The following is a 12,317-nucleotide window of genomic DNA, read 5'->3' as shown; positions in this document are numbered from 1 at the left end:
AGCATTTCTCTTTGCAAAATAAAAAACTAGCTCACCCTGTAAGCTAGTTTTTATTATCTAGTCTTTCAAAGCTAAAGGCATCACTATGTAAGTATAATTATCTTCTTGTATATTTCTTGTTCTTACAGCACTATTTGATGTTGTAAACTCTAATGTTATAACATCTCTATCACTTGATTGAATAAACTCTAATAAGAACTTTACATTTAAAGAGATTTTTAAACTATCTCCCTCATAATTTACTTTTGCAATTTCTTTTGCTTTTGCTATCTCTCCGATTCCTTCAATATCAATTGTTCCATTAGAAAGTGTAAATATAGCTCCAAATTTAGATTCTGAATTATTTTTTACAAATATTTGAATTCTTTTAAGCATTTTTTCAAATTCAACTCTATCTATTTGCAATTTTTTATTATATCCACTAGCTTCTAATATTGTTTTATAATTCGGAAAAGGTAAATCGATTACTCTACTTACTATAGAGATATTCCCTAGCTTAAAGTATAATTGTTTATTTTTTTGAGTAAATGCAATTTCATCTTCATTTCCATTTCTTAATAATTTAGACATTGCATCTATTGTATTTATAGGAATACTCACTTTAAATATTCCAGCGTTGTCTAAATACTCGTGCTCCAAATATGTTAAACGGTAAGTATCTGTCGATATAAATTTAATTTTATTCTCTTCTATCTCTAATCTGATGCAATTTATTGATAGGTTATCACTTGACATCGATGCCGAGAATTTTACTTTATCAAAATAGTCCGCTAATGCTACCTTTTTTAATTTAAACTCAAACTCCTCATCTTTTAACTCTGGCTCTTGAATTTTTGGAAACTCTTCTGCATTCATTAATATAAACTCCGAAGCTGAATCTGACGTTTCAATTGTCAAAACATCCTCTTCTATATTTAATGTTATAATCTCATCTTTAATCTCTTTAAGATATTCTTCAACCAAATGATGCTGAAATACAGCTTTTCCCTCTTTTAATATTTCGCACTCCATATGAGTTGAAATTGTCAATTCTAAGTTTGTACCACAAAACCAAAGTTTATTCTCTCTTGTCTCAATGTAAACATAAGATATGATAGGCCTTATCTTATTTTCATTTATAGCTTTTTCTACAATTTTTATTTTTTTTAAAAATTCTAGTCTATTAACTTTTAAAATCAATTTAAACCTCCTTGCTTTTAATAGTAATAGTTTCCTTTCAGTAAGTCACTATAACGTATTCTTAATTTTTCCAATGTTTTTTGTTCGATTTGTCTTACTCGCTCTCTCGTTATACTAAAACTTTGACCGATATCTTCTAATGTATGAATTTGATTTCCATCAAATCCAAATCTAAGTTTTAAAATTTGTTTTTCACGTTCATTAAGTTTATTTAAAATCTCATTTATCTGCTCTGCACTTATATCTCTTATAATAGTATCCTCTAAGTCACTATGTGTTTCACTAGCTATTGTATCCTCTAAATAAATATCTTCACCTATCGGCGAACTTAAAGATACCGTCTCTTGGAATTCAACCATTAAATCCTGAACTTTTTCTAAATTTATACCTAATCCATCTGAAATGTCATATATACTTGGGTAATCCCCCTTTAGCATAACAGCATCCATTATAAATTTATTTATCTTATTTAATAAATCGTGTTTATAAGATGGTATTCTTATCTCTCGTCCTTTACTTATAATAGCTTTGCTGATAGCTTGTTTTATCCACCAAACAGCATATGTTGAAAATCTATAGCCCTTTTCTACATCAAATTTTTCAATAGCATGTATTAAGCCAAAATTTCCTTCACTTATTAGATCGATAAACCCCATTCCTTTATTTCCATATTTTTTAGCAACATTTACTACTAATCTCAAATTACATAAAATCAATCTTTCTCTAGCCTCAATATCCCCATTTTTAGCTCTTTTTAATAGAGAGACCTCTTCATCTTTGTCTAACACTTCATACTCTTTTATATCATCTAGATAAAACGAAACTAAATCTTTTTCTGTCATATACACCCCATACCTCATTAGTTATCTTTTTCTATTTTGAATTTCCGTGTTGCTTTTTCTGATCTTTGCTCATGTAACTACTCAAATACAATTCTTTTAATAAAACTCCTCTTTTAATTCCCTTGTCATTAACTCTTTAACCTTCTCTTTTGTATCTGCCCCTTCATAAATAATACCATAAATTGCTTCGACAATAGGCATGCTTATTCCTAGTTGAAGCTTTTTTGCGTATACAGCTTTAACTGTTGGAACACCTTCTGCTACCATAACCATACTCTTTAAAATATCATCTATATGTTCTCCTTTTCCAAGTCTCTCTCCAACATATCTATTTCTACTATGCTGACTAGCACAAGTTACAACTAGGTCCCCAATCCCAGTTAAACCTGAAAATGTTCGCTCATCTGCTCCCATAACCTTTCCAAATCTGATCATCTCTGCTATTCCTCTTGTTATAAGTGCTGCCTTTGCATTGTCACCATAGCCTAATCCATCTGCTATTCCAGCTCCAATTGCTAAACAGTTTTTAACAGCTCCTCCAAGTTCAACTCCAGCTATATCTTCACTTACATAAACTCTGAAGTTCTCAGTATTGAATAACTCTTGAACTTTTTTTGCATTCTCTAGTTCTCCTGCTGCAACTATTGTTGTTGGTAACTCTTGTGCAACCTCTTCAGCATGAGTTGGTCCCGATAAAATAACTATATTTTTATGATATTTACCTTTTATCTCATCCTTCATTACGTGCGACAGTGTTTCTCCACTAGAAACCTCTATCCCTTTCGCCGTATTTATTAAAATCATTCCCTCTTCAATTTGTGGAGATATTTTTGCCATAACTCCTCTTAAAACTTGTGAAGGAACAGAAAAAATAATGTATTTAACACCAGTTAAAAGTCCATCAATTTCTGAAGTTACCTTTAATTTTTCTGGAAACTTAACTCCTGGAAGCAACCTTTTATTCTCTTTTTCTAAAGATAATTTTTCGGCAATCTCTTTGTTGTGCTCCCACATTGTAACTTCATATTCCTTTTTTGCCAAAATCATTCCTAAAGCTGTTCCCCAGCTTCCTGCTCCAATTACAACTACTTTTTCCATTTAATTTATCTCCTTACTTTAAATTAAATTTATTTTCTTTTCCATCCATAAGTCTTTGAATATTAGCTTTGTGCTTATATATCACAAATATTCCTACTACTAATGATATTATTACTAGTGGCATTCTTGTAGACGCATCTCTAACCGGGAAAAAATATGCTAGTACTGGTAGCAACCCTGCACATACAACCGATCCCAAAGAGATATATTTACTAATTCCAACTATTAATATGAATATCAATACAAGTATTCCAACTACTTTTGGCATTAAGAAAAGAAAAACTCCTAAACTTGTAGCAACACCTTTTCCACCTTTAAAATGTAAAAAGAACGAAAACGTATGTCCTAATATTGCTACTAACCCTAATAATATTATATGGATTCCATCTACACCGAAGCTACTAGCTAAGTATAATGGAAGATAACCTTTTAAAGCATCTAATATTAGAACCATTATACCATACTTTGGACCTAAAATTCTATATGCATTTGTTGCCCCAGAGTTTTTACTTCCGTGCTCTCTTATATCAATATTCTTTGTAGCTTTTCCAAGCCAAACCCCACAAGGTAATGAACCAAATACATATGCAACTACTGCAAATATTAAAAACTTCTCCATAAAACCCTCCTATTTTTTAACTAATCTTCCCACTACTTCTATATGACTTGTTTGAGGGAACATATCTACAGGTTTGACTCTAACCAACTGATATCCCTCTCTTTCTAAAATTTCTACATCTCTTGCAAAAGTTGATGGGTTACAAGATATGTATATAATCTCCTTTATGCCAACTTTAGCTATATTTAAAAGACTTTCTTCATCAATTCCTTTTCTAGGAGGGTCTAATATTATTGAATCTACAGCTTCAACTTTTATTAGTTTTCCTAGTTCTTTATTTACATCCCCACATATAAATTCAACATTACTTATATTATTTTCTTTAGCAGTTTTTATTCCATCTTTTACTGCCGACTCGATAATTTCAATTGAATAAACTTGTTTTGCTTTTTTAGATAGAATCATTCCTATCGTTCCTGTTCCAGCATAAGCATCTACTATTCTTTTATTTTCAATATTTTCAAACATACTAATTGCCAACTCGTACAATCTTCTTGTTTGTTCTAAGTTTATTTGGAAGAAAGAAGTTGGTGATATATTAAAATGAATTCCTGATATATCCTCTTTTATTGTTTTCTCTCCATATACAAGAATATTTTTATTTCCTATAGCTACATTTGTTTTTCTGTCATTTAAAGATACATAAACCGATGCTATTTCAGATATTTTACCCATTAACTCTTTCAAAATGTTTTTTATAGTTTCAGTTACTTTAGTATCATTCACAACAAGAACGACCATCGCCTCATTAAAAGAGTTAGTTCTCACCATTATATGTCTTAATACTCCACTGTGTTTTTTCTCGTCATAAACACTTACTTTTGAATTATTCAATATTGTTTTTAATTCAGTAATTATTTTATTTCCTAAAACAGAGTTTAGCATATTATCTTCAACTTGGAATACATCATGGCTTTTTCTTTTAAAAAATCCTGTTATAATCTCTTTGCCGTTCAAAGAGAATGGTTCTACAACTTTATTTCTATAGTTTTTTTCAATAGGTGATTCCAATGTTTCTTCAACTGTAATATCATTGTTTTTACCTATTCTTCTAACTACATCCTCAACCATGTCTTTTTTATATTTTACTTGAGCTGAGTAATTTAACATTCCAAAATCACAACCTTGAAAATCTTCAAATGTTATACAATTCAAATTTTGAATTCTTTCAGCTCCTGCAGTTATAATCTCAACTATTAAAGCTCTCCCATAACTCTTCTTTAAAGATATTATTTCTGCTTTAACAACATCTCCAGGTACAGACATAGGAACAAACATAGCAAATTCACCATTATAATATCCTAATCCTTCTCCACCATAAACAATTTTTTCTATTTTTATTTCAATTATTTGACCTTTTTCTAATTTCATATATACTCTCCTATTTTTTTAAAAAGAGCCATCTTCTATTTTAAAGAAATTTATTTTTTCCGATATAACCATATTTTTTTGCTTATTCATCTCTTGCTCTATTTTTCTTAAGTCCATAAGTAAATCATACTCATATATTCTTTTACTTCTCTCTTTTTCAAGCTCTCTTAACTCTCTTTCAAGCTTAAGATTGTTTTTTTCTAAATATGAGATTGTTCTTATAAGATACCCATAAAATGACCAGATTAAAATTATACCAACTGTTGTCAATAAAACTTTTTTTCTCTTCATTAGGTTTCTCCTTTAAAATTTTATAGTTTTTCTATAACTCTTAATTTTGCCGAGTGTGCTCTATTGTTAAACTGTAACTCATCTTTTCCTGAAGTTATCGGTTTTCTATTCACCAATTTTCCTTTTGGTTTTTCGTTACAAACACAAATTGGTAATTCAATTGGGCACTTACATCCAGTGCACAAATCTCTAAACATATTTTTTACTATTCTATCCTCTAATGAATGGAAAGTTATTATTGCTAAACGCCCACCTTTTTCTAAATTATCAAATGATTTAGTTATTGCATTTTTTAAAACTTCTAACTCCCTGTTTACCTCTATTCTTATAGCTTGGAATACTTTTTTAGCTGGATGCTTCTCACTTCTTGGAGGATAAGCTTTTCTTATTATTTCTACAAGCTCTCCAGTTGTTTCAATAGCTTTTTCTTGTCTTCTCTCGCATATAAGTCTAGCAACTTTTCTAGCAAATCTGTCCTCTCCATATTCAAAGAAGATTCTTGTAAGTTCTGATTCTTCATATTCATTTACAACTTCATAAGCTGATAAGGCATCACTTCTGTTCATTCTCATATCTAATCTTGTATCATATCTATAAGAGAATCCTCTTTCTGGATCATCTAATTGTGTTGATGAAACACCTATATCCATAAGTACTCCAGTAACTTTATCAGCCCCAGCCATATAAAGTACTTTCTCTATGTTTTCAAAATTACTTTTAAATACAGACCATTTCTTTCCATATTTTTCAAGTCTTTTTTTAGCGAACTCTATCGCCTGATCATCTTGATCTATTGAGATAAGTCTTCCTTTATCACTAATCTCTTTTAATATACCTTCAGAGTGTCCTCCTCCTCCTAAAGTACAGTCAACATATACTCCATCTTTATTTGTTATTAATGTTTCTAACGTCTCGTAATACAATACCGGTATGTGGTATTCACTTTCTATTTCGTGCATTTTGTTCCTCCTACAAAAAATAGAGAAGCCAACGGCTTCTCTATTCTATTATAATAAATAAAAAATAATATATCTTAGAATCTTCAAAGCAAAATAAGCCAATAATGGTGATAAATCTACTCTAACATTTCCCATTGGTATTAAAGTTCTAAAAGGTTTTAAGATTGGCTCAGTCAAAGCATAAACAAGATTTGTAAAATCATTTCTTGAGTATGGTGCTAGCCAAGAGATTACTATTCTTATTAATATAAGTATATTCATAATTTCAAAAGCTAAGTTTATTAACCTATAAATTAACCCCATATTTTTCTCCTTATTCCTCTCCTAAAAAATAATGCTTTGCTTTCACTGAATATTCCCATCCAGACCAGATTGTTAAAATAACTGGAACTAGTGTCGCGTAGAAATATATCACTTTATACAATTGTGTTTTTTCAGGAGTATTTCCTAAACCAAAGAATAACATTACTATGATAACAATCATTTGAGTTGTTGTTTTATATTTTCCTAAAATTCCAGCAGGAATCACTTCTCCTTTTGCTGCAGCTATAGTTCTTATTCCACTTATTAAAAACTCTCTAGCTATTACAACAATAGACATCCAAGAAGGAATATAATCCAACTTAACAAAAATAACTAATGCTGAAATAACAAGTATCTTATCTGCCAGTGGATCCATTATTTTTCCTAAATCAGTTATTAAATTATATTTTCTAGCTATATATCCATCTAACCAGTCTGTTAATGATGCAAATATGAATATTCCAAATGCTATCAATCTGTATAAATTACTCTGTGAAACATTGGCCGATTCTTGTAAAAAGTATATAAAAGGTATTGCTAATATTAATCTAATTGCTGTAAGTTTATTTGGCAAATTCAAGACTGACCCCTCCTTATTTTAGACTACTTAACTTCGTTTTCTACAATTGCCCCTATATAGTCATATTCAAAATTTTGTTCTATTTTTACTTTTACGATTTCTCCTTGCTTAGCTGTTCCATCGTTTGTTAAAACTTTTCCATCAATATCTAAAGCTTGACCTCTTGTTCTTCCCTCTAACATGAATTCACTCTCTGTAGATACTCCATCAATCATAACTTCAACAACTTTCCCTATCATTGATCTATTTTTGATTTCAGCTATTTCTGCTTGTAAGTTTGTTAACTCTGCCCATCTTCTTTCTTTGATCTCTTCTGGTACTTGATCTGCTAAATCATGAGCAACAGTTCCCTCTTCTCTAGAATATTTAAATACTCCAACATAATCAAATTGGAACTCTCTTACGAAATCTTTTAACTCTTCGAAGTTTTCTTCTGTTTCTCCAGGGAATCCAACTATTACTGTTGTTCTGATTGTTGCTTCAGGAATCTCTGTTCTAATTTTATTTAAAATCGACTTTATATGATCTCCTGACTTAGCTCTAGCCATATTTTGTAAAATATTTCCAGATATATGTTGAATTGGTATGTCAAAGTATTTACATACTTTTGGTTCATTTTTTATAACTTCTACTAATTCATCTGTTAAAGAGTTAGGGAACATGTAATATGATCTTACCCATTCGATTCCTTCAACTTTTACTAACTCTTTTATTAAATCTGGAAGAGCTTTCTTTTTATATAAATCAATTCCGTATTCTGTCGTTTCTTGAGCTAATAAGTTTATCTCTCTTACACCATTTGCTGCTAATGCTTTAGCCTCTTCCACTATATCCTCAATCGTTCTACTTCTTAAGTTTCCTCTCAATTGTGGAATTATACAGTAAGTACATCTTCTGTTACATCCTTCAGCTATTTTTAAATAAGCTGTATGCGGATTTGTAGTCAATATTCTTTCAGTTCCTGCGTTTGCTAAGAAATCAAAAGTTTCACATCTGATTATTTTTTCATCTGCTAATATTGTATCTACAATCTCTTCAATTTTATGAATTTCACCAGTTCCTACAACTGCATCTATCTCAGGAATTTCAGCTATTAATTCGTCTGCATATCTTTGTGCTAAACATCCCGCAACAATTATTTTTTTTACATTTCCTGTAGCTTTTTTCTCAGCAACTTCTAATATAGCTTGAATTGATTCTTCCTTAGCATCTCCTATAAATCCACACGTATTTACAAGCACAACATCTGCTAACTCTAAATCATTTGTTATTTCAAATCCTTTTCTAGCTACCATAAGCCCAATTAAGTGCTCACTGTCAACTAAGTTTTTACTACAACCTAAACTTATTAAACCTAATTTCATCTTTTACCATCCTTCAATTTACATTACTCTATACTCTACGGAAAAATAACACAGAGGTTGAAGTCCTCTGTGTTATCCCCCTTAATTTAAAAATTATTCAGCTGCCATTTCCTGTAATAATTTCTTTCTACTTAAACTTATTTTTCCGTTTTCAGTAGAAATCACTTTTACCTCAAATGTGTCTCCAACTTTTAATACATCTTCAACATTAGCTACTCTTTCTAAAGAGATTTCCGATACATGTAATAATCCCTCTTTTCCAGGTAATATCTCCATGAATGCTCCGAACTTAGCTATGTTTACAACTTTACCAGTATAAACCTCTCCAACTTCAACATCTTTTACATATCCGTTTACTAGTGTTATTGTTCTTTCTAGAACGTCTAATCCTTGACAGAATATTGCTACTCTTCCATCGTCTTCTATATCTATAGTTGCTCCAGTAGCTTCTATAATTCCTTTAATGTTCTTTCCTCCAGGACCGATTAATACAGCTATCTTATCCTTTGGAATTACCATTTGGTGAATTCTTGGAACTGTTGGTGCTAACTCATTTGTATTTTGAATAGTTGAGTTCATTAAAGTTAAGATTTGTAATCTTGCATCTAATGCTTGCTTTAAAGCAATTCTCATGATATCTTCAGAGATTCCAGCTATTTTCATATCCATTTGTAAAGCTGTTATTCCAGTTTTTGTTCCTGCAACTTTAAAGTCCATATCTCCTAGATGATCCTCTAGACCCATGATATCTGTTAATACAACATAGTCGTCACCTTTTTTGATAAGACCCATAGCTATTCCTGCTACGTGCTCTTTAATAGGTACTCCTGCGTGCATTAAAGCTAATGATCCTCCACAGATAGAAGCTTGAGATGATGATCCATTAGATTCAGTTATTTCAGAAACTAATCTTACTGTATATGGGAAATCTTCAATCGAAGGTAATACATAGCTTAAAGCTCTTTCAGCTAGTGATCCATGTCCTAACTCTCTTCTTCCTGGAGCTCCCATTCTTCCTGTTTCTCCAACTGAGTATGGAGGGAAGTTATAGTGTAAGTAGAACTTTTTGTAGTACTCTTCATCTAATCCATCAATTAGTTGCTCATCCTCTTTAGTTCCTAAAGTTGCAACAACTAAAGCTTGTGTTTCTCCTCTTGTAAATAAAGCTGATCCGTGAACGATTGGTAAAACTTCTACTTCAGCAGCTAAATCTCTTATTTCTGTAGTTGCTCTTCCGTCAACTCTATGCTTGTTATAAAGAATAGCATCTCTTACTTGCTCTTTCATTAAATCATGGTAGTACTTTGCGAACTCTGCTACTACATCAGCTGGCACTTCCTCTTCTCCGAAGTTTTCTGCTACGAAAGCTTCAAATAAAGTTTCTTCTAATCCGTCAACAGCTTCTTCTCTAGCTTTCTTTCCAGTTGTTAAAACTGCTTCTTTTAATTGAGCTGCTCCATTTGTATCAATGAAGTTTTTAACTAATGGCATTACTTCAGGTGCTGTAAATTCAATTTTCTCTTTTCCTACAAGAGCTGCGAACTCTAATTGGAATTGACATAATTTTTTAATATTATCATGAGCAAACATTATAGCTTTTAACATTGTTTCCTCATCTACTTCTCTCGCTCCAGCCTCAACCATGTTTATTGCATCCATGCTTCCTGCTACTGTTAAATCTAAATCACTCACTTTTAATTGCTCAGGAGTTGGATTTAAAACAAACTCTCCGTCAATCATTCCTACAACTACTCCAGCTACTGGTCCTAAGAAAGGAATATCAGATACTGTTAAAGCTACTGAAGATCCAACTATTCCCATGAAATCTGGTGTTGAAACACCATCGTATGATAATGTTGTATTTACAACATGTACATCATACTTGAATCCTTCTGGGAACATTGGTCTTATTGGTCTATCTATTAATCTTGCTATTAATGTTGCGTTTGTTGATGGTCTTGATTCTCTTTTATTAAATCCTCCAGGGAATTTTCCTGCAGCATAGTATTTCTCTACATAATCAACTGTTAAAGGGAAAAAGTCTATTCCTTCTCTTGCACTTTTACTTCTATTAACTGTACTTAATAATATTGTGTCTCCATACTGAAGCATAACAGCACCATTCGATTGTCTTGCTACTTTTCCAGTTTTTAACGTTAACTGTCTTCCACCTATTTCTAAGCTTAAACTTACTTCATTAAACATTAAGTTTCCTCCTTTTAAATTGGTAGAGGATAAATATAGCAAATAATAAGGAACTAAAACTAAAAAATTTAGCTTTAATCTCTTACTACTTACCTTATATTTATCCTCTATATTCTTACATTAAAGTATATCATTTTTACATTTAAAAAGCAATTTCTTATTAATAAATAAGTAATCTATTAAATATCTACATCAATATTTATACTATGAATTAAACTAAGAGCAATCCCCATAGTTACCATCGCACTTCCTCCGTAACTAAAGAATGGCATTGGCAATCCAAACACAGGAAATAACCCCACAGCCACAAATATATTTATTATTACTTGTGTTATTATTTGTGCTCCAATTCCCATAGCTAAATATTTTCCAAAATAATTTTTACTCTCTCTTCCTGTAATTATTATTAAATGGTATAGTGCGAAAAATAACCCTATTACAACAAACATTCCAATAATTCCAAATTCTTCTCCAAAAGTTGCCATTATGAAATCTGTGTGTATCTCCGGAAGATAACTGTATTTTTGAACACCATTCGCATATCCTTTTCCAAAGAAGCCACCACTCCCAAAGGCATATACGGATTGTTTCACTTGATACCCATAGTCATCTGAATAATTACCAAAGAAAAGTCCATCTATATAACTTTTTATTCTCATTATCTTGTACGATGCTCCCTCTTCTGAGGCAAACTTATATACTGCAGCAAGACCAGTTATTCCTAAAGTAATCCCCGCAGTTCCAACCCTTAAAATCCATTTATCTTTTAATTTACTCATAAAAATCATAAATACCCAAATTGAAAAATAATGTATCACTGTTCCCATATCTTTTTGAGCTAAGATTAGAACTCCGTATACTGATAGATATATCAACGAATTTATGATTGTAACACTTTCAGATAAATCATTATCCTCTGCTCTAGCTAAGCAATTTGCCATATTTATTACAAAAGCACATTTTAGTATCTCTGCTGGTTGAATTGATACTGGTCCCAAATTTATCCATCCATAAGCTCCATTTATTTTTGGAATAAATGACAACCCCATCTTTCCACCTATATACATTCCTAATAAAATGACTATACTTGTTAAAAAAACTATTCCATTTACTTTTCTTTCACTTAAAATTTTATATGTCAAATTATATTTTTTTATCTTACCTATGTTTCCAAGAAATAAATAGATTATAAAAAATATTAAAATATACAAAAAATGTTTTTTTATATTTTCTGGCTTCATATAAAATGCTGCACTAACCATATTTATTGAACTTAGTACCATTAATATAATCGCTATTAGAAAAATTGAAAACCTTCTTTGTTTTAATCTATTAATTTTTTGTCTTTTCTTTTCTTTTGCTTTTTCTAAATTTTCTTGAAAAAATTGCCCTGTAGTATTTCCCATAGAATTCTCTCCTTCAATTTTATCTTTTACAAAAAATAAAAAAATGGCGCTTCTTGCTGGGCTCGAACCAGCGACAACACGATTAACAGTCGTGCGCTCT

General features: G+C 31.0%; 12 protein-coding genes. All 12 read right to left on the bottom strand.

All coding sequences use genetic code 11. From position 1 onward, the window contains the following. Positions 1–57: 57 nt before the first annotated feature. Positions 58–1,179: a DNA polymerase III subunit beta gene (dnaN, locus tag L992_RS02810; RefSeq protein ID WP_047383537.1), complete on the bottom strand. Its 1,122-nt coding sequence runs from the start codon at positions 1,177–1,179 to the stop codon at positions 58–60. A 17-nt stretch (positions 1,180–1,196) separates the two neighbouring features. Further along, a complete protein-coding gene (locus L992_RS02805; RefSeq protein ID WP_047383539.1) occupies positions 1,197–2,021 on the bottom strand; it encodes an RNA polymerase sigma factor RpoD/SigA in 825 nt (274 codons plus the stop codon). Between the two features lie 96 nt (positions 2,022–2,117). Continuing rightward, positions 2,118–3,119, bottom strand: a complete 1,002-nt coding sequence (locus L992_RS02800; protein ID WP_047383541.1) for an NAD(P)H-dependent glycerol-3-phosphate dehydrogenase — start codon at positions 3,117–3,119, stop codon at positions 2,118–2,120. Positions 3,120–3,132: 13 nt separating this feature from the next. Continuing rightward, positions 3,133–3,738, bottom strand: a complete 606-nt coding sequence (gene plsY / locus L992_RS02795; protein WP_047394267.1) for a glycerol-3-phosphate 1-O-acyltransferase PlsY — start codon at positions 3,736–3,738, stop codon at positions 3,133–3,135. A gap of 9 nt (positions 3,739–3,747) precedes the next feature. Further along, complete coding sequence (gene rlmD, locus L992_RS02790) at positions 3,748–5,109, bottom strand: 23S rRNA (uracil(1939)-C(5))-methyltransferase RlmD (protein ID WP_047394264.1); 1,362 nt, start codon at positions 5,107–5,109, stop codon at positions 3,748–3,750. A gap of 18 nt (positions 5,110–5,127) precedes the next feature. Continuing rightward, positions 5,128–5,400 (bottom strand): hypothetical protein, encoded by a 273-nt coding sequence (locus L992_RS02785; protein ID WP_047383547.1) that lies wholly within the window; start codon positions 5,398–5,400, stop codon positions 5,128–5,130. A gap of 20 nt (positions 5,401–5,420) precedes the next feature. Then, complete coding sequence (gene rsmH, locus L992_RS02780) at positions 5,421–6,359, bottom strand: 16S rRNA (cytosine(1402)-N(4))-methyltransferase RsmH (protein WP_047383549.1); 939 nt, start codon at positions 6,357–6,359, stop codon at positions 5,421–5,423. 48 nt (positions 6,360–6,407) lie between these two features. Further along, entirely contained in the window at positions 6,408–6,662 is a 255-nt protein-coding gene (locus tag L992_RS02775) for a YggT family protein (protein ID WP_047383551.1), read from the bottom strand. Between the two features lie 10 nt (positions 6,663–6,672). Beyond that, complete coding sequence (pgsA, locus tag L992_RS02770; RefSeq protein ID WP_047394262.1) at positions 6,673–7,242, bottom strand: CDP-diacylglycerol--glycerol-3-phosphate 3-phosphatidyltransferase; 570 nt, start codon at positions 7,240–7,242, stop codon at positions 6,673–6,675. Positions 7,243–7,265: 23 nt separating this feature from the next. After that, positions 7,266–8,606: a 30S ribosomal protein S12 methylthiotransferase RimO gene (gene rimO, locus L992_RS02765; RefSeq protein WP_047394260.1), complete on the bottom strand. Its 1,341-nt coding sequence runs from the start codon at positions 8,604–8,606 to the stop codon at positions 7,266–7,268. A 93-nt stretch (positions 8,607–8,699) separates the two neighbouring features. Beyond that, complete coding sequence (pnp, locus tag L992_RS02760) at positions 8,700–10,811, bottom strand: polyribonucleotide nucleotidyltransferase (protein ID WP_047383556.1); 2,112 nt, start codon at positions 10,809–10,811, stop codon at positions 8,700–8,702. 179 nt (positions 10,812–10,990) lie between these two features. Then, positions 10,991–12,317 (bottom strand): FtsW/RodA/SpoVE family cell cycle protein (locus L992_RS02755; protein WP_231549752.1); only part of this gene is annotated, 1,327 nt, incomplete at its 5' end.

This window comes from Cetobacterium sp. ZOR0034 (assembly GCF_000799075.1).
Classification (GTDB): Bacteria; Fusobacteriota; Fusobacteriia; order Fusobacteriales; family Fusobacteriaceae; genus Cetobacterium_A.
This window is presented reverse-complemented; position numbering and strand designations above follow the sequence as displayed.

Excerpts from the sequence above, each read along its gene's own strand:
- pnp (WP_047383556.1), bottom strand. The coding sequence starts at position 10,811 with ATGTTTAATGAAGTAAGTTTAAGCTTAGAAATAGGTGGAAGACAGTTA.
- rlmD (WP_047394264.1), bottom strand. The coding sequence starts at position 5,109 with ATGAAATTAGAAAAAGGTCAAATAATTGAAATAAAAATAGAAAAAATT.
- L992_RS02800 (WP_047383541.1), bottom strand. The coding sequence starts at position 3,119 with ATGGAAAAAGTAGTTGTAATTGGAGCAGGAAGCTGGGGAACAGCTTTA.
- L992_RS02805 (WP_047383539.1), bottom strand. The coding sequence starts at position 2,021 with ATGACAGAAAAAGATTTAGTTTCGTTTTATCTAGATGATATAAAAGAG.
- rsmH (WP_047383549.1), bottom strand. The coding sequence starts at position 6,359 with ATGCACGAAATAGAAAGTGAATACCACATACCGGTATTGTATTACGAG.
- rimO (WP_047394260.1), bottom strand. The coding sequence starts at position 8,606 with ATGAAATTAGGTTTAATAAGTTTAGGTTGTAGTAAAAACTTAGTTGAC.
- L992_RS02775 (WP_047383551.1), bottom strand. The coding sequence starts at position 6,662 with ATGGGGTTAATTTATAGGTTAATAAACTTAGCTTTTGAAATTATGAAT.
- L992_RS02785 (WP_047383547.1), bottom strand. The coding sequence starts at position 5,400 with ATGAAGAGAAAAAAAGTTTTATTGACAACAGTTGGTATAATTTTAATC.
- plsY (WP_047394267.1), bottom strand. The coding sequence starts at position 3,738 with ATGGAGAAGTTTTTAATATTTGCAGTAGTTGCATATGTATTTGGTTCA.